General features: G+C 68.0%; 17 protein-coding genes. 7 read left to right on the top strand and 10 right to left on the bottom strand.

The window, feature by feature from the left end:
• Window positions 1-88 precede the first annotated feature (88 nt).
• The 3 genes from ccmB to ACVWZN_RS05160 are packed head-to-tail and all read right to left on the bottom strand — an operon-like array spanning window position 89 to window position 1,928.
• Window positions 89-775, bottom strand: coding sequence for a heme exporter protein CcmB (gene ccmB / locus ACVWZN_RS05170; RefSeq protein WP_456952892.1), 687 nt, complete (start codon window positions 773-775; stop codon window positions 89-91).
• Window positions 772-1,410, bottom strand: a complete 639-nt coding sequence (ccmA, locus tag ACVWZN_RS05165; RefSeq protein ID WP_456952891.1) for a heme ABC exporter ATP-binding protein CcmA — start codon at window positions 1,408-1,410, stop codon at window positions 772-774. Before ccmA ends, ccmB begins: the two co-directional genes overlap by 4 nt.
• A 32-nt stretch (window positions 1,411-1,442) precedes the next feature.
• Window positions 1,443-1,928, bottom strand: coding sequence for a DUF3293 domain-containing protein (locus tag ACVWZN_RS05160; protein ID WP_456952890.1), 486 nt, complete (start codon window positions 1,926-1,928; stop codon window positions 1,443-1,445).
• A gap of 56 nt (window positions 1,929-1,984) precedes the next feature.
• Between ACVWZN_RS05160 and ACVWZN_RS05155 the strand changes: the two genes are divergently transcribed.
• Window positions 1,985-3,133 (top strand): pyridoxal phosphate-dependent aminotransferase, encoded by a 1,149-nt coding sequence (locus ACVWZN_RS05155; protein ID WP_456952889.1) that lies wholly within the window; start codon window positions 1,985-1,987, stop codon window positions 3,131-3,133.
• 7 nt (window positions 3,134-3,140) lie between these two features.
• Window positions 3,141-3,968: an amidohydrolase gene (locus tag ACVWZN_RS05150; protein WP_456952888.1), complete on the top strand. Its 828-nt coding sequence runs from the start codon at window positions 3,141-3,143 to the stop codon at window positions 3,966-3,968.
• Between the two features lie 12 nt (window positions 3,969-3,980).
• Here the strand turns inward: ACVWZN_RS05150 and ACVWZN_RS05145 are convergent, their stop codons facing one another.
• Window positions 3,981-5,384: a GntP family permease gene (locus ACVWZN_RS05145; protein WP_456952887.1), complete on the bottom strand. Its 1,404-nt coding sequence runs from the start codon at window positions 5,382-5,384 to the stop codon at window positions 3,981-3,983.
• Window positions 5,385-5,549: 165 nt separating this feature from the next.
• On the opposite strand from ACVWZN_RS05145, the gene ACVWZN_RS05140 reads away from it, so the two are divergent.
• Window positions 5,550-7,793, top strand: coding sequence for a TonB-dependent receptor (locus ACVWZN_RS05140; protein WP_456952886.1), 2,244 nt, complete (start codon window positions 5,550-5,552; stop codon window positions 7,791-7,793).
• A 166-nt stretch (window positions 7,794-7,959) separates the two neighbouring features.
• Entirely contained in the window at window positions 7,960-11,280 is a 3,321-nt protein-coding gene (locus ACVWZN_RS05135; protein WP_456952885.1) for a hybrid sensor histidine kinase/response regulator, read from the top strand.
• Here the strand turns inward: ACVWZN_RS05135 and ACVWZN_RS05130 are convergent, their stop codons facing one another.
• Entirely contained in the window at window positions 11,281-11,946 is a 666-nt protein-coding gene (locus ACVWZN_RS05130; RefSeq protein WP_027082210.1) for a response regulator transcription factor, read from the bottom strand.
• Entirely contained in the window at window positions 11,946-12,725 is a 780-nt protein-coding gene (locus ACVWZN_RS05125; RefSeq protein WP_456952884.1) for a 3-hydroxybutyrate dehydrogenase, read from the bottom strand. Before ACVWZN_RS05125 ends, ACVWZN_RS05130 begins: the two co-directional genes overlap by 1 nt.
• Window positions 12,726-12,821: 96 nt before the next feature.
• Between ACVWZN_RS05125 and ACVWZN_RS05120 the strand changes: the two genes are divergently transcribed.
• The gene (locus tag ACVWZN_RS05120; protein ID WP_456952883.1) at window positions 12,822-14,606 is read left to right on the top strand and encodes a 3-hydroxybutyrate oligomer hydrolase family protein; all 1,785 of its coding nucleotides are present in this window, start codon (window positions 12,822-12,824) and stop codon (window positions 14,604-14,606) included.
• A 91-nt stretch (window positions 14,607-14,697) separates the two neighbouring features.
• Here ACVWZN_RS05120 and ACVWZN_RS05115 read toward each other — a convergent pair whose 3' ends face one another.
• The 3 genes from ACVWZN_RS05115 to ACVWZN_RS05105 form a co-directional block, all read right to left on the bottom strand.
• Window positions 14,698-16,470: a pseudouridine synthase gene (locus ACVWZN_RS05115; protein WP_456952882.1), complete on the bottom strand. Its 1,773-nt coding sequence runs from the start codon at window positions 16,468-16,470 to the stop codon at window positions 14,698-14,700.
• On the bottom strand, window positions 16,463-17,470 hold the full coding sequence (scpB, locus tag ACVWZN_RS05110) for an SMC-Scp complex subunit ScpB (protein ID WP_456952881.1): 1,008 nt from the start codon (window positions 17,468-17,470) through the stop codon (window positions 16,463-16,465). Before scpB ends, ACVWZN_RS05115 begins: the two co-directional genes overlap by 8 nt.
• Before the next feature lie 101 nt (window positions 17,471-17,571).
• Entirely contained in the window at window positions 17,572-18,489 is a 918-nt protein-coding gene (locus ACVWZN_RS05105) for a segregation and condensation protein A (RefSeq protein ID WP_456952880.1), read from the bottom strand.
• Window positions 18,490-18,777: 288 nt separating this feature from the next.
• Here ACVWZN_RS05105 and ACVWZN_RS05100 point away from each other — a divergent pair, with 288 nt between their 5' ends.
• Window positions 18,778-19,077, top strand: coding sequence for a YciI family protein (locus ACVWZN_RS05100; RefSeq protein WP_456952879.1), 300 nt, complete (start codon window positions 18,778-18,780; stop codon window positions 19,075-19,077).
• Window positions 19,074-19,358 (top strand): BolA family protein, encoded by a 285-nt coding sequence (locus ACVWZN_RS05095; protein ID WP_456952878.1) that lies wholly within the window; start codon window positions 19,074-19,076, stop codon window positions 19,356-19,358. The genes ACVWZN_RS05100 and ACVWZN_RS05095 overlap by 4 nt, the downstream gene beginning before the upstream one ends.
• A gap of 34 nt (window positions 19,359-19,392) precedes the next feature.
• On the opposite strand, the gene ACVWZN_RS05090 is transcribed toward ACVWZN_RS05095, so the two are convergent.
• Complete coding sequence (locus ACVWZN_RS05090; protein WP_456952877.1) at window positions 19,393-20,148, bottom strand: 6-phosphogluconolactonase; 756 nt, start codon at window positions 20,146-20,148, stop codon at window positions 19,393-19,395.
• Between the last annotated feature and the right edge of the window lie 140 nt (window positions 20,149-20,288).

Below are 20,288 nucleotides of genomic sequence, written 5' to 3'. Positions count from 1 at the left end.
CGGAGCGTGCGGGGTGCCGGTCGAAGCGTGCGGGGCAGTATTCCGGACCGTCGCCGGCGAGCACTTGATCGGACTCAATTCGGGGGCCTCAGTTCAGGGCGATCCGCAGCGCGGCGGCCGCGGCGACCGGGGCGAGGAGCAGGCTGGCGACCAGTCCGGCGCCGAGCAGCAGCAGCGCGCCTGACGGGTCCAGCCCCTGCGAGGCGGCGACGACGCTTCCCGCGCCGAAGACCAGCACCGGCACATAAAGAGGCAGCGCCAGCAGGGCCACAAGTATACCGGAGCGCTTCATTCCGACGGTCAGCGCGGCGACCACCGCACCGATGAGACTCAGCAACGGTGTGCCCAGCGCGAGCGACGCCATCAGCATCGGCAGTTGGGCCGACGGCAGGTGCAGCAGCAAGCCGAGGATGGGGGTCGCGACAAGCAGCGGCAGCGCGGACGTCGCCCAGTGCATCGCGGTGCGGACCAGTACCAGCCACGGCAGCGGGACGGGCGCGAGCATCCATTGTTCGAGCGAGCCGTCCTCGGCGTCGGAGCGGAACAGGCTATCGAGCGACAGCTGGCCGGCCAGCAGGACCGCGAGCCAGAGCACCGCGCTGGCGACCTTCGGCAGCAGCTTGTCCTCAGCGCCGAGGGCTAGCGCGAACAGGACGATGACCAGCACGGCGAACATCGCGGGCTGGAGGGCGTCGCTGCGGCGGCGCCAGAGCAGGCGGAGGTCGCGACGGATCAGCGCCGCTGCGGATGTGGCAAGACTCGGGCGCGGCGTCACGACGCGCGCTCCAGATGCAGCAGTCGCGTGCGCACGGGTGGTGCGGCATAGGCGCCGTGCGTGGTCAGCAGCGTTGCGCCGCCGTCGTCGAGATGCCCGCGGATCAGGCGGTTCACCAGCTCGATACCGTCGAGGTCGAGGTTCGCGTACGGCTCGTCGAGCAACCAGAGCGGCGTGGGCGAGAGCCACAGGCGGGCAAGCGCGAGACGTTTGCGCTGACCGGCGGAGAGCTGGCGCGCGAGTTGATCCTCGTAACCCGCCAGACCGACGAGATCGAGCGCTTCAGCCGCATCGAGCCCCGGGCGGCGGCCCTGCAGCCCCGCCATGCAATCGAGGTTTTCCAGCGTCGAAAGGTCGCCTTTGAGGCCGGGCAGATGGCCGACGTAGCCGATCACACCCGCGCGTTCCGCGGGTGTCGCATGGCGGCCGTGGATGCGCACTTCGCCGGCATCAGCGCGAAGCAGGCCGGCGAGCACGCGTAGCAGCGTCGTCTTGCCGGCGCCGTTTTCGCCCTGAACCAGCAACGCTTCGCCGACGTCGACCGACACGTCCAGCGGCCCGAAGACGGGCTCGTCATCGCGCGAGAAGCACAGGCCGGTGGCGTCGAGCAGCGGCGGGCGAGGGGCGTCGGGCATCGGCGTGTCGGACGGCCGATGGCCGCAGCCGCTCATTCTATCCAGTCGACGTCCGCGAGATCGGCGCCGGACGGGCGCGGCGTCAGCATGTGCAGCCGCACCGCCTCGCCGGCCAGCCACGCGAGGATGCCGGCCTGGTCGAACTGGCGACCCAGCGCGTCCGCGCGATCGGGGTCGAGCCCGGCGATCAGCCAACCGGCCTCGCGATGGCCGCCGTCCGGTGCCTGCGCCCAGGTGCGGCGGTAGTCGACGCCCAGTGCGTCCATGCGCGCGACCAGCACGTCGTCCGACTCCGCGTTCTCGCTGACCGGCTGCGATTCGGCGTCCGGATTCCATGCCGTGATGAACGCATAGCTCGACGCCGGCAGCCGCGATTCGATCTCCGGCACGCGTTCGCCGACGCCGAATTCAATGGGTTCGCCGCCGAGCTCCGCGCGGTAGCGGGCGCTCGCGAACGCACGTGCAAGCTCGATCGGATCGTCCTGCGCTACGCCGTCGTTCGTCCTGTCGTCGCTCATGCCGTCCTCCACCTCCATTACGTAAACTCGAAACCCCTTTGAACGATCCCGCGCGAATGACGCCCGAGACCAAGCTGCCCAAGGTCGGTACGACCATCTTCACCGTGATGTCCCAACTGGCCGTCGAACACGGCGCGGTGAACCTCGGGCAGGGCTTTCCCGACTTCGATGTTCCCGCACGACTCGTCGACGCGCTGGCACGCGCGATGCGCGACGGTCGCAACCAGTATTCGCCGATGACGGGCGTGCCCCCGCTGCGTGCTGCGATCGCGCACAAGACCGAGCGCTGCTACGGATATCGTCCCGATGCGGATGCCGAAGTGACGGTGACGTCCGGCGCCAGCGAAGCGATCTTCGATGCCGTGCATGCGGTGGTGCGGCCGGGCGACGAAGTGATCGTGCTCGATCCCTGCTACGACTGCTACGAGCCGGCGATCGACCTTGCCGGCGGCATCGCAGTACATGTCGCGCTCGATCCCGAAACATTCGCGCCCGACTGGGCCGCGATCCGCGCTGCGGTGACGCCGCGCACGCGCATGATCATGGTCAACTCGCCGCACAACCCGTCGGGTGCGATGTGGACGGCCGACGACATGCAGCAGCTGATCGCGCTGCTCGACCGTACGTCGATCTACCTGCTGTCCGATGAGGTGTACGAGCACATCATCTTCGACGGCCGTCGGCACGAATCCGCCTTGCGTTATCCCGAGCTGCGTTCGCGCGCGTTCGTCGTGTCGAGCTTCGGCAAGACGTATCACTGCACGGGCTGGAAGATCGGTTACTGCATCGCGCCGCCCGCGCTGTCGGTCGAATTCCGCAAGGTGCATCAGTACAACACCTTCTGCACGTTCACTCCGGCGCAGTTCGCATTTGCCGAGATGATCGAGGCCGAGCCCGAGCACTACGAACAGCTGGGCGCGTTTTACGAAGCCAAGCGCGATCGTTTCCGCGAGCAGCTGCTCACCACGAAGCTTCGCCCGTTGCCCGTGCCCGGTGGTTATTTCCAGTTGGTCGACTATTCCGCGGTGAGCGATCTGCCCGACGCCGAGTTCTGTCGCTGGCTGACGATCGAGAAGGGCGTCGTGGCGATTCCGCTCTCGCCGTTCTACGGCACGCCGCCGGCTGGGCAGCGCCTCGCGCGCCTGTGCTTCGCCAAGAACGAAACCACGCTCGACGCCGCCATCGCGCGTCTGCAGGCGCTCTGAGGTCCACATGTCCACCGAATACCGCATCGCGGATGCACGCAACCCGCTCCGCGTCAGCCTGGTGCAGGGCGAGACGCGCTGGCACGACCCTGAAGCAAACCGCGAGTACTACGGCGACCTGATCGGCGCGCTGCACAACATCACCGATCTCGTCGTGTTGCCGGAAACGTTCACCAGCGGCTTCTCCAACGACGCCATCGGCCGCGCCGAAACCATGGACGGCCCGACCGTGCAGTGGATGCGCGACTGGGCGAAGGATCTCGATGCGGCGGTTACCGGCAGCGTGCAGTTGCGCACCGACAACGGCGTCAGCAACCGCCTGCTGTTCGTGACACCGGATGGCAAAGTCCAGTACTACGACAAGCGCCACCTGTTCCGTTACGCGGGTGAGCACGAGCGCTACAGCGCAGGCCGCGACCGCCTAACGTTGGACTGGCGCGGCTGGCGCGTCTGTCCGTTGGTTTGCTACGACCTGCGCTTCCCGGTGTTCTCGCGCAACCGTTTCGACGTCGAGCGGAAAGAAGACCTCGACTACGACCTGCTGCTCTACGTCGCCAACTGGCCCGGCGTGCGCGGCCATGCGTGGCGCACGCTGCTGCGTGCACGCGCGATGGAAAACCTGTCGTATGTCGCGGCGGTGAATCGCGTCGGCACCGACGGCAACGGGCTGGTCTACGCCGGCGACAGCGCGGTGATCGATTTCCTCGGCAATCCGCTCAGCGAATGCGCGGACATGGAAGTGGTCAGCACGACGACGCTGTTCCTCGAGGAACTGCATGCGCACCGCAAGCGATTCCCCGCGATGCTCGACGCCGACCGCTTCGAACTGCTGTAACGCGCGCGGGCCTCAGACGAGGCCGGTGACGTAGTAGAGCCCGATCACGACCAGCACCGCAGCCGTTTTGATCAAAGTGACCGCAAAAATGTCGCGATAGGCCTGGCGATGCGTCAGGCCCGTAACGGCCAGCACCGTGATCACCGCGCCGTTGTGCGGCAGCGTGTCCATGCCGCCGGACGCCATCGCGGCGACGCGATGCAGCACTTCCATCGGAATCCCGGCGGCATTCGCCTGCGCGATGAACTGCTGCGCCATCGCCGCAAGGGCGATACCCATGCCGCCGGACGCGGAGCCTGTGATCCCCGCAAGCGACGTCACCGTGACCGCGGTGTTGAGCAGCGGGTTCGGAATCGACGACAGCGCGTTCGACACCACGAGGAAGCCGGGCAGCGCGGCGATCACCGCCCCGAATCCGTATTCCGACGCCGTATTCATCGATGCGAGCAACGCACCGCTGATCGCAGCACGACTGCCTTCGACGAAGCGCGACGTCACCGGCCGCCACGCGAGCACCAGCACGCTGACGATGCCGATGAGCAGCGCGCCTTCGACCGCCCACACGCCAGCGACCTTCGTCACTTCCTGGACGACAGGTGCGGCGTCGCCGATCACCGCAGGGTCGAACGACGTCGACTTGCCGTAGAAGCCCGGAATCCACGCGCTGAACAGGCGATTCGCGACGCCGACCAGCACCAGCGGAAGCAATGCGACCCATGCGCTCGCAAGACGATCGCCTTCGAAGCGCACCGGCTCGTTCACCAGCGTCGCGGGGTCGCCATAACCTTCGCCGGCCGCAGCGGCCTTGCGACGTCGTGATTCCAGATAGACCAGTCCGACGATGAGGATGAACACGCCACCGAGGCTGCCGAGAATCGGCGCGGCCCAGGTGGTCGTGCCGAAGAACGTCGTCGGAATGATGTTCTGGATCTGCGGCGTGCCGGGCAGCGCGTCCATCGTGAACGTGAATGCGCCGAGCGCGATCGTGCCGGGGATGAGGCGCTTGGGAATGTCGCTCTGGCGGAACAGCTCCGCGGCGAACGGATACACCGCGAACACCGCGACGAACAGCGACACGCCGCCGTAGGTCAGCAGCGCGCAGACGAGGACAATCGACAGGATCGCGCGCCCCGCACCGACCACGCGGATCGTCGCCGCGACAATTGATCGTGAGAAGCCGGACAGTTCGATCAGCTTCCCGAACACCGCGCCCAGCAGGAACACCGGGAAGTACAGCTTCAGGAAGTCCACCATCTTGGCCATGAACAGGCCGGTGAACATCGGCGGCACCAGCGATGGATCGGTGAGCAGCACCGCGCCCAGCGCTGCGACGGGCGCGAACAGGATCACCGAATGGCCGCGGTAGGCCACGAACATCAGGAAGGCCAGCGCAGCCAGCACGATCAGGAAGGCCATCTAGGCTCTCGTCCCCAGGATGCGCGCCAGTATCCGGAGCGCCCGCGCCACCGGCATTGTCCGAACGTACAACTGCCGGCCGCGGTGGACGCCGACTACCGTGCACCGCATCAGGGCGCGTCCGCCCTTCGATCACGCCATCCGGTCACTGGGGAGAGTCCTTTGATGCGCCGCAAGAATGTCAGCCGTACCCATCTGTGCCTCGCCATCGCATGTGCGCTGCTGGCGCCTGCCGCGTACGCACAGGACACGACCGCGAACGCGAACGCCGCGTCCGATACCACGAACAGCGATGGCGAGCGCCAGCTCGATCGCATCAAAGTCACTGCCCGCAAGCGCGAAGAGACGCTGCAGGAAGTGCCGGTCGCCGTGACCGCATTCACCGCGGACGCGCTCGACAAGCTCGACGTGCGCGACCTCAGCGATCTCGACGCGCAGGTGCCGAACCTCACCATCTACGCGGCGCGCGGCTCGACCAGCACCGTGACGGCTTATATCCGCGGCGTCGGCCAGGCCGATCCGCTCTGGGGTGTCGATCCGGGCGTCGGCATCTATCTCGACGACGTCTACCTCGCGCGTCCGCAGGGTGCGCTGCTCGACGTGTTCGACGTCGACCGCATCGAAGTGCTGCGCGGCCCGCAGGGCACGCTGTACGGCAAGAACACCATCGGCGGCGCGATCAAGTACATCTCGAAGGGCCTGCCCAAGCAGCTCGACGGCTTCGGCTCGATCACCGTCGGCAACTACAACCAGCTCGACGTGAAGGCCGGCATCGGCGGACCGCTGTTCGGCGAGGACAGCGGCCTGCGCGGTCGCGTGTCGGTCGCCAGCATGAATCGCGACGGCTACGGCACGAACCTTTACACGGGCCAGGACGTCAGCGACAAGGAGATCAACGCGGCACGCATCGAGCTCGGTGCGTTCGCCAGCGACGACTTTGACGTGCGCTTCGCATTCGACTGGATGGACGACCAGTCCGGCGTGCGTGGTGCGCAGATGCTGGCACCTAATCCGCTCGCACCCGCGTATCAGCCGATGAGCAGCCGCTACGACATCCGCAGCGGCATGGGCAACGTCAACGACACGGTGATGAAGGGCGGCTCGATCACGGTCAACTGGAAGCTCAACGACAACTTCGCGCTGAAGTACGTCACCGCGAAGCGTGAGTCCGATACCGACACCAACATCGACTTCGACACCACGCCGCTGCCGCTGGTGGACGTGCATGCGCTTTACTTCGACAACCAGGTCAGCAATGAGCTGCAGCTCAACTACGACGCGGGCAAGCGCAGCCGCGGCGTCATGGGCCTGTACTGGTTCAACGGCGATGCCGGCGGCCAGGTGCTCAACCACTTCTACAACCCGCTGCTCGCCACGTCACTGACCAACCCGTTGTTCGGCGACACGCAGGGCTACGTCAACACCAAGTCCTTCGCGGTGTACGCGGACTGGACGTTCGACCTGACCAGCGCGCTGAAGCTCGACGTCGGCGCTCGTTACACCGACGAAGACAAGCACGCCGTCGCGCTCAACCGCTTCTATACCAACGGCAACTACACGACGTCGTGGGGTACCGCGGCGAACTTCGACAAGACCGTCAACTTCAAGAACGTCTCGCCGAAGGTCTCGCTCGATTACCAGATCACGCCGGGCATCATGGTCTACGGGCTTGCATCGCGCGGCTTCAAGTCGGGTGGCTACAACATCCGCGCCAACACGACCGCTGTGCCGCGCTCGGGCGAACCGTTCGGCGACGAGTCGGTCGACAGCTTCGAGCTCGGCAGCAAGATGTCGCTGCTCGACGAGTCGCTGTTCCTCAACCTCGCGTACTTCCACAACAGCTACAAGGACATCCAGCTCTCGGTCTTCACCTCGTACACGCTGCCGAACGGTAGCCAGAGCTTCTTCGGCGACTTCACCAATGCCGGCAAGGGCACGGTGCAGGGCCTCGAAGTCGAATACCAGTGGTTGCCGACGCAGCACTGGGCGGTCAGCGGCAACCTCGCGTGGCTGGATGCGAAGTACGACGAGTTCATCACCGCCGGCGTCAACGTCGCCGACTCGCAGCGCTTCACCAACGCACCGGATTTCTCGGGCGCGCTGAACCTCGAATGGCGCACGCCGCTCGACAACGGCGGCAACCTGTCGGCACGCCTCGGCTACGCCTACCAGACCGCCGTATGGCCGACGACCGACCTGAGCCCGGCGATCCGCCAGGGGGCGTACGGCCTGGTCAACGCCGGCGTGATCTGGAAGGCGAACGATGCCTGGTCGCTGTCGCTGCAGGGCTCGAACCTGACCGACACCAAGTACCGCACCACGGGCTACAACATCGCGGCTTACGGCGTCCTCACCGGCTTCTACGGCCCGCCGCGCGAGTATTCGCTGACCGCAAGGTACGACTTCTGACCGACGCCGAAGGCGGTCGGAACCGTGACGGCGGGCCCCAGTGGCCCGCCGTTGTTTTATGCGCGACGTGCGTGCAGCCGCGCCGCGCCGCGACTAAGCTCGCAGGGCAGGGGACGACCGCCCGCGACGCACGCGAGTCCGCACCACACATGTCCACGTCATCGCGATGCTGAACGCCGGCATCGTCACCGCCGCGAGCCTTGCATGGCTCGGCCTGATGTTCGCCGCCGCGCTGCAGGCGGAGCGACGGCCCGCGCTCGCGTCGCGACACTGGCGCTACGTCTACGCGCTCTCGCTCGCGGTGCACTGCACGTCGTGGACCTTCTACGGCACGGTCACGCAGGCGGCGCGCTATGGCTGGCCGGTTCCGCCCACCTTCGTCGGCGCAATCCTTCTGTATGGGCTCGGCATCGGCGTGATGCTGCGGCTGTCGCGGCTTGCGCGCGATACGAATGCCGCATCGCTGGCGGATCTGATCGCGACGCGCCTCGGCAAGGACGCGTGGCTCGCGGCGACGGTCACCCTGGTCGTCGCGCTGGGACTTGTCCCCTACATCGCGCTGCAGTTGAAAGCCGTCGCGATGAGTTTTTCCACGCTGTCGGCCGGGCGCGTCTCGAGCGGTGGACCGCCGTGGCGCGACAGCGCGCTGTATGTCGCGATCGTGCTCGCCGTGTTCGCCATCCTGTTCGGCGCGCGCCATGCGAAGGCGACGGAACACAACCGCGGGCTCGTGTTCGCGATGGCGCTCGAGTCGGTGTTCAAGCTCGGCGCGATGCTGGCCGTCGGCGCGTATGTGCTGTTCGGTCTCGATGGCGCGCATCTGCCTGCGCCGCCGACCGAACCTGCGGCGTCCGGCGGCTTCGCGCCGCTGGTGGTGCTCGGCGCGCTCGCGATGTTCATCCTGCCGCACCAGTTCCATGTCGCGGTGGTCGAGTGCCAGGAAGACCGCCACATCCGCGCCGCGCGCTGGATGTTTCCGCTGTACCTGCTGCTGATCGCGCTGCCGGTGTTGCCGCTGGCGCGTGCGGGTGCGGCGCTACTCGGCAATAGCGTGCCGTCCGATCTTTACGTGCTCGCGTTGCCGCTGTCGCAGGGGCACGAGGGGCTTGCGCTCACCGCGTTTCTCGGCGGCCTCAGCGCTGCGACGGGCATGGTCGTCGTCAGTACGCTCAGCCTGAGCCTGATGATCGGCAACCACTGGTTCGCCCCCGGACTGCTGCGCGGCGCGTGGAATCGCAGTGGCGATGGCGACCTCAGCGGCAGCGTGCTCGCGTTGCGACGTACCGGCATCGTGGTGGTGATGCTGCTTGCGTGGGCCTACAGCCGCGTCATCGCGGGCAGTGAAGCGCTGGCCGACGTCGGTGCGGTGTCGTTCTCTGCGCTCGCGACGTTGGCACCCGCGCTCGCGTTCGCCGTGTGGCGGCCGCAGACGCCGCCGCGCGCGGCGCTGGTCGGCATCCTCGTGGGATTCGCGACGTGGGCATGGGTGCTGGTCGCACCGTCGTTCCTCGATGCCGACACCGTGGCGCACGGCCCGTTCGGCATCGCGTGGTTGTCGCCCGATGGCTTCTTTGGCCTGACCGGATGGACTCGGCTCGGGCGCGCCGTCGGCGCCAGCCTGTTCATCGGGACGTGCGCCACGTTGATCGGCGCTGCATCGTGGAGCGGCGCGCCACGACGTGCGTATCGCGGGCTCGACGCGGCGACATTGCGCGCCGCCGGTCTTCGCTTCCTGCCGCGCGAGCGCGTCGCACAATTGCTGCAGGGCGTGGGTGCGGGTCCGGTGGCGGCTCCCGTCGAAGAACGTGTCGAACGCGAACTTGCCGGCGTGCTCGGTGCCGCGTCGGCACGCGTGCTGCTCGACGCCGTGCGTCGCGAATCGCGCGATCTCGAAACCGTCGCGACCATCGTCGGCGAAGCCTCGGCGGACCTGCGTTTCAACCAGCGTGTGCTCGAAGCGGCGCTGCAGAACATGAGCCAGGGCATCAGCGTGGTCGACGCCGAGCTTCGGCTCGTCGCGTGGAATCGTCGCTACGCACAGTTGTTCGCGTTTCCGGACGAGCTGCTTCGCGTCGGACGACCCATCGCGGATCTTGCACGCTGGGCGATGCGCGGGCTCGCGTTCGACGGCGACATTGAACGCGCACTCGATCGACGCCTCGCGTTCATGCGCGCGGGCACGTTGCATCTTTCCGAGCGGGTGCTGCACGACGGCAGCATCATCGAGATCCGCGGCAACCCGATGCCAGGCGGTGGATTCGTCGCAACCTTCACCGACGTCACCGCGTTCCGCCGCGCCGAAGCAGGCCTTCTGCTCGCGAACGAAACGCTGGAACAGCGCGTCGCCGAACGGACGGCGGCGTTGCAGGTGGCGACGCGCGAAGCCGAGCGAGCGAACCATGCGAAGAGTCGTTTCCTCGCCGCGATCGGCCACGACCTGATGCAGCCGCTGCATGCGGCGCAGCTGTTCGTGGACGCGCTGGGCGATGGCCTCGACGATCCGAAACAGCGCGCGACCGTCGCCCAGGTTCGCGGTGCACTGGAGTCGACCGTCGAACTGCTGTCCGGCCTACTCGACATGTCGCGGCTCGAAGCGGGCGGGCTGGTGCCGCAGCCGCGTGCGTTTGCTCTCGCCGATGTGCTGGATCCGCTCGCGTCGGAGTTCCAGGCCATCGCCGCCGCACGCGGCCTTCGCTACCGATACGTGCGCAGCGCGATCTGGGTTCGCACCGATCCGCAATTGCTGCGCCGTGTGCTGCAGAACTTCCTCGCGAACGCGGTGCGCTACACGCCGGAGGGAACGGTGCTGCTCGGTGCGCGCCGCATCGGCAACACGCTTCGCATCGAAGTGCACGACACCGGCCCCGGAATCGCGGCGGCGCGGCAGCGCGAGATATTCGAGGAGTTCCGCCGCGGTGACGATGCGCCGGGGCAGGGGCTTGGCCTCGGCCTGTTCATCGCCGACCGCATTGCCGCATTGCTCGAGGTGCCGCTGGATCTGCGCAGCACACCGGGGCGCGGCACGATGTTCGCGATCACGCTCGACGCGACGCCGACGCCACAACGTGCGCCGGTGCCTGCAATTCCGCAGCGTCTGTCCGGCCTGCGCGTGCTCCTACTCGACAACGACGCCGCAGCACTGTCTGCCACGCGTTCGTTGCTCGAACGCTGGGGCTGCGAAGTCGCTGCAGCACGCGACCGTCGCGAAGCGGTCGCCGCCTGCGAGGCGATTGATCCCGCGTTGTGGTTGCTGGACTACCACCTCGACGACGGCGACACGGGTCCCGACGTCGCGCGCCTGCTGGAAGGGCGATTCGGTGCGCGTCCCACCCTCGTCGTCAGTGCGGATGCGAGTCCGGACGTGCGCAGCCGCGTGGAAGACTGCGGCTATCACCTGCTCGCCAAGCCGCTCAAGCCGCTGGCGTTGAAGTCGATGCTGGATCGTCTGGTCGTCGCCGGAGAACGTCCGGTCACCGCAGCCGACTGATCAGGGCGCGACGAGTCGCGAAGGGTCGCTGAGTTCCAGTTCGCGCAAGACGACGCTCGCCTGCGTGCGATTGCGCACGCCGAGCCGTTCGAAGATTGCCGACAGGTGAGCTTTCACGGTGCGCTCCTGCACATCGAGCCGATCCGCGATCTGTTTGTTGAGCAGCCCCTGCGCGACGAGCGTGAGGACGCGGAACTGTTGCGGCGAGAGGCTCGCCAGCCGCGCCGCGAGGTCGGCATCGGTGGACGAACTCTGCGTACGCGCAACCGACGCGCGCAGCACCGCAGGCAGCCACTGTTCGCAAGCCAGCACTGCGCGGATCGCGTCGCGCAACTCGTCGAGACCCGAACTCTTCGGCAGGTAACCCGCGGCGCCATGGTCGAGCGCACGCCGCACCACGCGCGGATCGTCGTTCGCCGAAACCACGACGACCGCGACGTGCGGATACTGCGCACGAACCGCCGCAAGCCCGGCAAGCCCGTGATTCCCCGGCATGTGCAGGTCGAGCAGCACCAGGTCGATGTCGGGCTCACGCTCGAGAACGGACAGCACGCCGTCGAGCGAATCCGCTTCGTGCACGATCAAACCATCGACGGCATCACGCGCCGCGCCGCGTAACGCAGCACGGAACAGCGGATGGTCGTCGGCGACGAGGAGCGCGGGCATTACTGGACCGTCCAGCCTCCGTCGACATCGATCGTGTGGCCGGTGACGTTGCGCGCGGCCGACGACATCAGGAACGCCGTGATGCCCGCCAGTTCCTCGAACGTGATGAACACGCCCTTCGGCATCGGCTTGAGCATGACGTCGCTGACCACCTGCGATTCGGGAATACCGCGCGTCTTTGCCTGGTCAGCGATCTGCTTGTCGACCAGCGGCGTCTTCACGTAGGTCGGGCAGATGGTGTTGATGGTGATGTCGGTATCGCTGGTTTCCAGCGCGATGACTTTGGAAAAGCCGAGCAGGCCATGCTTCGCCGCGACATACGCGCTCTTGAATGGGCTCGCGACCAGCGAATGGATCGAACCGATGTTGACGATGCGACCGAAGCCGCGTTCGCGCATGCCCGGCAGCACCGCGCGCGTCAGGCGCGCGACGCCGATGAGCATCACCTGCACGAGCAGTTCCCACTTCTCCATCGGGAAGTCTTCGAGCTTCGAGACGTGCTGCAGACCGGCGTTGTTGACGAGCACGTCGACCGGCCGCGAGATCGCAGCCATCACGGCCGCGACGCTGGCGTCCGACGTCACGTCGAGCGCATGCGCTTCGGCACCGTGGCCTTCGTCGCGAATGGCTTTGGCGACCGCATTGGCGGCGTCGACCGACAGATCGGTCACGATCACGTGGTGGCCGTCGCGCGCGAGTTCCGTCGCGATGCCGGCGCCGATGCCGCTGCCGGCGCCGGTGACCAGCACGCAGCGCGGCGCGGAAGCGAATTGGGTCATGGAGTCCTCCTGCGCCCAGCCTACCAATGCGCGGTGCCTGCTGCGTGGTACGAACGTACGATGCCGCGGCGTCGGCCGCTTGCTAGGGTTGGCGTCATGAACACGACCCGATCTTTCGCGACGCTGCTGTGCGCGGGCGCCATGGCGCTGACCGCCGGCTGCGCCAGCCTTCGACAGGACACCCGGATGGACGCCTTCGCCGAACCCCGCGTCACCGTGCACCGCGATGGCGACGACCTGCTGACCGCCGGCCTCGGCCTGACCGGCCTGCGCGGTGCCGCACCCGCGTTCGCCGACGCCGCGCATCCGACGCCGGCCGAACTTCGCCGTCGCGCGATCTGGTCGAACTGGCACGGCATCGCCGATCTCACGCCCGCGGGTGGTTACGGAACGTTGTACGGCTCGACCGCGAACGTGCCCGGTCGTGAGTACGCCACGTTCGCGCGCGTGCCCGGCGCATCGCAGCCGCATCGCGTCACCGTCCAGGTGCCGGATTCCTTCGATTCGAAGCGTCGCTGCATCGTCGTCGCGCCAGCATCGGGTTCGCGCGGCGTGTACGGCGCGATCAGCATCGCCGGCGCGTGGGGCCTGCCGAAGGGTTGCGCGATCGCCTACACCGACAAGGGCGCCGGCACCGACTATTTCGATCTGGACGCGGGGCAGGGCGTTGCACTCGACGGCACGGTGCAGGCCGCCGGCAGCGCGCCGCTAGCGTTCGAGCCGACGCAGCGCACCGGACACGGCGTCGCCTTCAAGCACGCGCATTCCGGCGACAACCCCGAGAAGGACTGGGGCCTGCACGTGAAGCAGGCCGCCGAGTTCGCACTGCGCGCGCTCGACGACGCGTTCCCGCAGCAGGCGCCGTTCCACTTCGACAACGCGAAGGTCATCGCGGTCTCGATCTCGAACGGCGGTGGCGCCGTGCTGCGCGCCGCGGAACTCGATGGCGACTGGCTCGACGCGGTCGTCGCCGGCGAACCCAACATCAACGCGGGCGATGCGCCGCCGCTGTACGACATCGCGACGGAAGCCGCGTTGCTGATGCCGTGCGCGCTTTCGCACCTGCAGGTGCCGCTGCCGCCGACGGCAGGGCCAAAGTGCGGCGAGATCGCCGAAGTCGGTCTGGTGAAAGGCGCGACCGACGCCGATCGCGCGCGCGATGCCTACGATCAGCTGCACGCTCGCGGCTGGACCGACGACGCGATGCGCACGGGCGGGCTCAGCGTTGCGTTCGACCTGTGGAAGGCGGTCGCTGCGACGTATGCCTCGTCGTACGGACGATTCGCCCCGGACGCGCATCCCTGCGGTTTCACCTTCTCCGCGATTGACGCATCGGGCGCACCGCGTCCCGCGACCGATGTCGAACGCGCCACATGGTGGGCCGACGCCACCGGCATTCCGCCGGGCGTGGGCGTGATGCTGTTGCCGCCGAAGCAGGCGCCGATCGATGCGCTCCGTTGCCTGCGCGGCCTATGGACCGGTACCGGCGACGCGGCCGACCGCGTGCGCGCCGGCATTCGCGAGACGCATGCATCGCTGCCGCGTGCCGGCATTCCGATCACCGTTGTGCACGGCACGGACGATGGTCTGATCCCGGTCGCGTTCACCAGTGCGCCGTACGTCAAGGCGGCCCAGGCGGCGGGTCGTGACGTCCGCTTCTGGCAGGTGCGCAACGCGCAGCACTTCGATGCGTTCCTGCAATTGCCGCCGGTGGCTGCGCGCTACGTGCCGCTGCTGCCGTACGTCTACGCCGCGCTCGATCGCACCTGGGCTCATCTGTACGACGGCGCGCCGATGCCGGGCGATGCATTGATCCAGACAACGCCACGCGGCGCGGATACGGAACTCACCGCGCGACATCTCGCGGTGCCGACGCCGTAACCGGATCGGCGGTTCGACGACGCATCGCGCCCACGTCGAACTTCTGAAGCACCAAATAAAACGGCCGCCCTGGGGCGGCCGTTTTCGTTACTCAGGTTCGCGGACCGCGGTTTCCACCGCCACCGCCCGGGCGACCACCGCCGCCAGGCCGACCGCCACCACCCGGTCGCGGCCCACGCGGGCCGCCCGGAGCGCCACCCGGCGGACCGGAGCGCGGCGGGCCCGAACGCTGCGGACGCGGGCCGCGCGGACGGTCGTAACCGCCGGCGCCCGGATTCGCATGGTCGGACGGGAAGCTCGGCGCGTTGCCCGGATGCCCGTAGGGATGCGAGCGCTGGCCACCCGGCTTCGGGCCACCCGGCTTGCGCCCGCCGCCTGCACCATAAGGACCGGCCGCGCCGCCACCGGCGCGATCGTCACGCGGACCGCCCGGTCGGCCACCACCGGGACGACCGCCCGGCTGGCCACCGCCGCCGCCGTACGGACCGCCGCCACCACCCGCGCGATCGCCGCCGAAGCCGCCACCGCCCGGGCGTCCGCCACCACCGGGGCGACCGGCACCCGGACGACCACCCGACGGGTCGCCGGCGCGATCGTTACGGAAGCCGCCACCCGGCGCGCCACCGGGACGCGGACCGCCCGGCTTGGCGCCGTACGGCTTGCGCGGGCGGGCACCGTCCGGATTGCGATGCCCACTCGGACCGGTCTCGACGCCATCCGGCACGTACCACGTGCGGAACGCGGCGGGATTGCCCTCGGGCAGCGCGCGCGAACCCTTGTCGGAGCGCGGCTTGAACGCCTTGTTGGCCTGCTTGGCCGCCGCCTCGCCGCTGACCGTCAGGCCACCGTGCTTGCGCGGGCCGCCACGTCCGCGGCCACGGTCTTCGCGGACGTGGTCGAAGCGACGCAGCTCGCGGCCTTCATCGGCCGACGTGTTGTGGCCACCGACGTAACCGGTCTGCGTGCGCTCGCCGGAGAAATGGATGGTCGACTTGCCCGCACGGCGCTGGCCGATGACGGGCTGCAGCGTGAGCGCCGACGGCGCGCCATCTTCCAGGCCGAGATCCATGCGCAGCTGTTCGACGCGAGCGGTCGGCAGTTCCTGCGACTGGCTGCGCAGCAGTTCGCGCGGCAGCTCGACACCGCCGTAGCGCACGCGCTTGAGGCGGCTGACCTGGCAACCCTGCGATTCCCACAGGCGGCGCACTTCGCGGTTGCGGCCTTCCTTCACGACGACGCGGTACCAGTCGTGCGACTCGCTGCCGCCGATCTTCTCGATCTCGTCGAACTTGGCCGGGCCGTCGTCCAGCTGCACGCCCTTGGCGAGGCGCTCGATGACGTCGTCGGCGACGGTCTCCTGGCCTTCCGGTGCGCGCACGCGGCAGACGTATTCGCGCTCCACTTCCTTCGACGGATGCATCAGCGCATTCGCGAGTTCACCGTCGGTGGTGAGCAGCAGCAGGCCGGTGGTGTTGATGTCGAGGCGACCGATCGCGATCCAGCGCGCACCCTTCAGCGGCGGCAGCGCTTCGAAGATCGTCGGGCGACCTTCGGGATCTTCGCGCGTGGTCACTTCGCCTTCCGGCTTGTTGTACATCAGCACGCGCGGCGGCTCGGTCAGCGCGCTCGCGACGAACTGGCGGCCGTCAATGTCGACCTTGTCGCCGCCGCCGATGGACATGCCCACCGTCGCGACTTCACCGTTGACCTTGACCAGGCCGTCGGCGATGCGCTGCTCCAGCGCGCGACGCGAGCCGAGGCCGGCCTGCGCGAGCACCTTGTGCAGGCGCTCTTCCATTCGCGGCGCGGGCGCCGTGGGCTGTTCGCGTCGCAGCGTGAGCTTGCGATTCTTTTCTTCACTCATTTTCGTTTGACTCCGCCGCATCGTTCGATGCGGTCGTTATGTCGGGAACGGTCGTCGTCTCGACGGCGTTGTCTTGCTCGTGATCGTTCTCGTGTACCGCGCGCTCGCCCGGCGCGGCTTCGGGATCGACGTCGCCATCGGCGCCGTCTGAGGTTTCGTTGTCTTCGTCTTCGACATCGCTGTCGTCGAACTGGATGGGGCGTTCGCTGCGGAAGTCGAGGTCCGCGTCATTGTCTTCGTCGCTTTCGTTGGCTGCGTCGTCGGTATCGTCTGCATCGACATCGGTCGCATTGACGGTATCGCCCGATGCGCCGTCGGCGCTGCGCTCGTCACCGGCGTCGCTGTCGTCGTTCGCCGCATCCGCCGGTTCACCAGCATCGTTGTCGGCTGCCGTGTCATCACCGACGCCACCGACCGCGATCGACGGCGCGACACCCGCCGCATCGTCGAACTGCAACTGCGGCTCGAGCTCGCCGATGTCCTTCAGCTCCGACAGCGGCGGCAGCTCGTCGAGGCGCTTCAGGCCGAAGTAGTCGAGGAACTGCTTCGTCGTGCCGAACAGGGCAGGGCGGCCGGGAACGTCGCGATGGCCGACCACGCGGATCCATTCGCGCTCTTCCAGCGCTTTGATGATGTTGCTGCTCACCGTGACGCCGCGAACCTGTTCGATCTCGCCGCGCGTGATCGGCTGGCGGTAGGCGATCAGCGCAAGCGTCTCCAGCGTGGCGCGCGTGTAGCGGGTCTGGCGCTCGGTCCATAGGCGCGAAATCCACTGGTGCACGTCGGCCTGCACCTGGTAGCGGAAGCCGGAGGCGACCTCCACGAGTTCGACGCCGCGCGTCGCGCTTTCCGCCTGCAGGTGTTCGATCGCCGTTTCGATCATGTCGTTCGGCGCCGGCTGGTCCTCGGGAAAGAGGTCGCGCAGTTGCGCCAGCGACAGCGGCTGGTTCGATGCCAGCAGCGCCGCCTCGATGATCCGGTTGATCAGCGTCTGATCCATTGAGGGTCCATGTGACTCGCGAAGGCCACGGCCTCCGGTTTCCCCGTGACGCGCCGCGTCGGCGTCGCCGTGATGTGCAACAGGTGTTTCGACGTCGGCCGTCATGCGCCGTAGTTCGCTGCGTCGGTATCGAACTCGCTGGAGAGTTCGATCTCCGCCGGGTCCTTCATGATCGCCAGCGATTTCACGTAGATCGGCGCAAGCGCCTCTTCCTGCACGATTTCGACGAGCTGTTCCTTGGCGAGCGTGAGCATGCCGAGGAACGTGACGACCACGCCGAGCTTGCCTTCCACCGGGTCGAACAGCGACTCGAAGCGATGGAAGCCGCCGTCGGCCAGGCGCTCGAGCAACTCGCCCATGCGCTGGCGCACGCTGAGCGCGTCGCGTTTGATCGCATGCTGCGTGAACAGCTCGGCGCGCTTGAACACGTCGTGCAGCGCCAGCAGCATTTCCTTCAGATCGACCGGCGGCGGCAGTCGCACCGACGCGCGTTCGGGAACATGCGCCTGTACGACCGTCGTGTCGCGTTCCTGTCGGGGCAGGGAGTCGATGTCCTCCGCGGCCTTCTTGAAGCGCTCGTATTCCTGCAGGCGTCGCACCAGCTCGGCGCGGGGATCTTCTTCCTCGCCTTCCTCGGTGGCCACGCGCGGCAACAGCATGCGCGACTTGATCTCGGCGAGCATCGCGGCCATGACCAGATAGTCGGCCGCAAGCTCGAACCGCATTTCGTGCACCGCGCCGATGTATTCGACGTACTGCTTGGTGATGTCCGCAACCGGGATATCGAGGATGTCGAGGTTCTGGCGGCGGATCAGGTAGAGCAGAAGGTCCAGCGGGCCTTCGAATGCTTCCAGGATGACTTCGAGCGCGTCCGGCGGGATGTAGAGGTCCTGCGGGATCTGCAGCACCGGCTGGCCATGGACCACCGCGAGCGGCATTTCCTGCTGCTGCGGTCGGGCCGGCGATGCCGGTTCTGGCGGATTGTCCTCGGACGCCTGCGGCGCGAGATCGTCGGTCATTCGGGACCGGCCCCTCCGGGCCTGGCACAGCACACTGCGGGTCGGGCGGCGTGGGCCTGCCCTTCGGTGACGCGGACTGCGGAAAACGATGCGGTGCGTCGCGCGCCAGATGGCGGGCCGACGGAAAGCGCGATCGGAATGCCGGACGTGGGAGCGGGGGCTCCACCGCGGCTGTCGCCTGCAGGGCAGGTCGACGGACGGGGCTAAGCCTACGGGGGCAATCCGGTGCTGTCCAGCGAGCCCGGTCCCGACCCGTAGAATCGCCGTCTTTGCCGGGAGAGCTGGGCCATGTGGTACGTGATCGACGCACGCGACGGACAGGACGTGCTGCAGCGCCGGCTCGAAGCGCGCCCGCGCCATCTCGCGCGCCTGCATGAGCTGCGGGATGCCGGCCGCCTGCTTCTCGCCGGCCCGTGCCCGGCCATCGACGCCGAAGACCCGGGCCCGGCGGGGTTCACCGGTAGCGTCGTCGTCGCGGAGTTCGAATCGCTCGAAGCGGCTCAGACCTGGGCGAAGGCCGACCCGTACTTCGAAGCTGGCGTCTATGCGTCGGTCGATGTCCGCCCGTTCCGCAAGGTGCTGCCGTGAATCCTGCGGATCGCGTCGAGGCGATCCGCGCCGCGCTGCAGGCCGCGTTCGCACCGGACGCGCTTGAGGTGATCGACGAGAGCCACAAGCACGCTGGCCATGCCGGTGCGCGCGATGGTCGCGGGCATTTCAAGGTGACGCTGGTCAGTGACCGCTTCGCCGGCATGGCGTCGCTGGCGAGGCATCGCGCCGTCTACGCGGCCTTGGGCGACTTGATGACCACCGACATCCACGCGCTTTCGATCGAGGCGCGAACTCCGGCCGAGGTCTCGCGTCGCTAGCTCGACGCCGTCGCGGCCCAGCGCCTCGAAGCGATCACGGACACCAATGAACCTGCAGCGGTTCGCCCCCCGCCATCCGCACCGCGGTCAGCGACGAGGTCGCCGGGTCATTCGACTCCATCGCTTCCTCGAGATGCCGGCGCTGCGCCTCGCCCCTCAATAGAAGAATGCGCGACAGGCCGCGCGACAGGCCCAGCGGCGTCGCAGTGATCCGTCGCGTCCATGGACCTGCGCCCGGGCTGAACGACGCATCGAGGCTGATGTAGTCCTGCCTGGAAGCCAGCGCCCGCTCGTAATCGGGCGAGTCGGGGAACAGCGCGGCGACATGCCCGTCGTCGCCCATCGTCAGGACGAGGACATTCGGCAGCTGTCGCGCATGTGCGTTCGCGATCGCCACGGCGTCTTCGACGCGACGCCCGGCCAGCGTCAGCGGCTCGAGTCGCGCCGCCGCGGCGTGGTCGATGAGCAGATTCCGACGCAGCGACGCGGCATGGCTGTCGGGGTCGTCGGGCTGCAGCCAGCGTTCGTCGACCAGGCCGACGTCGATGCGCTCCCATGCCAGCGGTGCGCGCGCCAGAGCGTGGAAAACAGGGGCGACGCGATCGCTGGGCGACACGAGAAGCCGGCAGCGCGCATGCGATTCCAGGTCGCGTCGAAGCTCGCCGGCGATGGCCACCGCGGCGGCCCAGGTCCAGACGTGGGCGTCGCGATGGACGTGCAGCGGCCCACCGCCGGCCGGGTCGGGCAGGCGTTCGGTAAGGGGCGGACCTGCCGGTGCTCCGAAGACCATGTCGGAATCATGCAGCTTTCGTGCCCCCTGCGCATGCGGCAGCTCGGCAGGGGCCGCCGACCGCCCGCTTTCCCGCCGCTATACTCGCGGGCCGCGTGGGTGCCGCCGTTTCGAGCGCGCCCGACAACGCCAGAGGCCGC

The organism is Lysobacter sp. HA35 (assembly GCF_054061195.1).
This window is presented reverse-complemented; position numbering and strand designations above follow the sequence as displayed.

What these genes read in the sequence shown, in the direction of transcription:
- ccmA (WP_456952891.1), bottom strand. Translation starts at nt 1,410, where the DNA reads ATGCCCGACGCCCCTCGCCCGCCGCTGCTCGACGCCACCGGCCTGTGC.
- ACVWZN_RS05160 (WP_456952890.1), bottom strand. Translation starts at nt 1,928, where the DNA reads ATGAGCGACGACAGGACGAACGACGGCGTAGCGCAGGACGATCCGATC.
- ACVWZN_RS05155 (WP_456952889.1), top strand. Translation starts at nt 1,985, where the DNA reads ATGACGCCCGAGACCAAGCTGCCCAAGGTCGGTACGACCATCTTCACC.
- ACVWZN_RS05150 (WP_456952888.1), top strand. Translation starts at nt 3,141, where the DNA reads ATGTCCACCGAATACCGCATCGCGGATGCACGCAACCCGCTCCGCGTC.
- ACVWZN_RS05145 (WP_456952887.1), bottom strand. Translation starts at nt 5,384, where the DNA reads ATGGCCTTCCTGATCGTGCTGGCTGCGCTGGCCTTCCTGATGTTCGTG.
- ACVWZN_RS05140 (WP_456952886.1), top strand. Translation starts at nt 5,550, where the DNA reads ATGCGCCGCAAGAATGTCAGCCGTACCCATCTGTGCCTCGCCATCGCA.
- ACVWZN_RS05135 (WP_456952885.1), top strand. Translation starts at nt 7,960, where the DNA reads ATGCTGAACGCCGGCATCGTCACCGCCGCGAGCCTTGCATGGCTCGGC.
- ACVWZN_RS05130 (WP_027082210.1), bottom strand. Translation starts at nt 11,946, where the DNA reads ATGCCCGCGCTCCTCGTCGCCGACGACCATCCGCTGTTCCGTGCTGCG.
- ACVWZN_RS05125 (WP_456952884.1), bottom strand. Translation starts at nt 12,725, where the DNA reads ATGACCCAATTCGCTTCCGCGCCGCGCTGCGTGCTGGTCACCGGCGCC.
- ACVWZN_RS05120 (WP_456952883.1), top strand. Translation starts at nt 12,822, where the DNA reads ATGAACACGACCCGATCTTTCGCGACGCTGCTGTGCGCGGGCGCCATG.
- ACVWZN_RS05115 (WP_456952882.1), bottom strand. Translation starts at nt 16,470, where the DNA reads ATGAGTGAAGAAAAGAATCGCAAGCTCACGCTGCGACGCGAACAGCCC.
- scpB (WP_456952881.1), bottom strand. Translation starts at nt 17,470, where the DNA reads ATGGATCAGACGCTGATCAACCGGATCATCGAGGCGGCGCTGCTGGCA.
- ACVWZN_RS05105 (WP_456952880.1), bottom strand. Translation starts at nt 18,489, where the DNA reads ATGACCGACGATCTCGCGCCGCAGGCGTCCGAGGACAATCCGCCAGAA.
- ACVWZN_RS05100 (WP_456952879.1), top strand. Translation starts at nt 18,778, where the DNA reads ATGTGGTACGTGATCGACGCACGCGACGGACAGGACGTGCTGCAGCGC.
- ACVWZN_RS05090 (WP_456952877.1), bottom strand. Translation starts at nt 20,148, where the DNA reads ATGGTCTTCGGAGCACCGGCAGGTCCGCCCCTTACCGAACGCCTGCCC.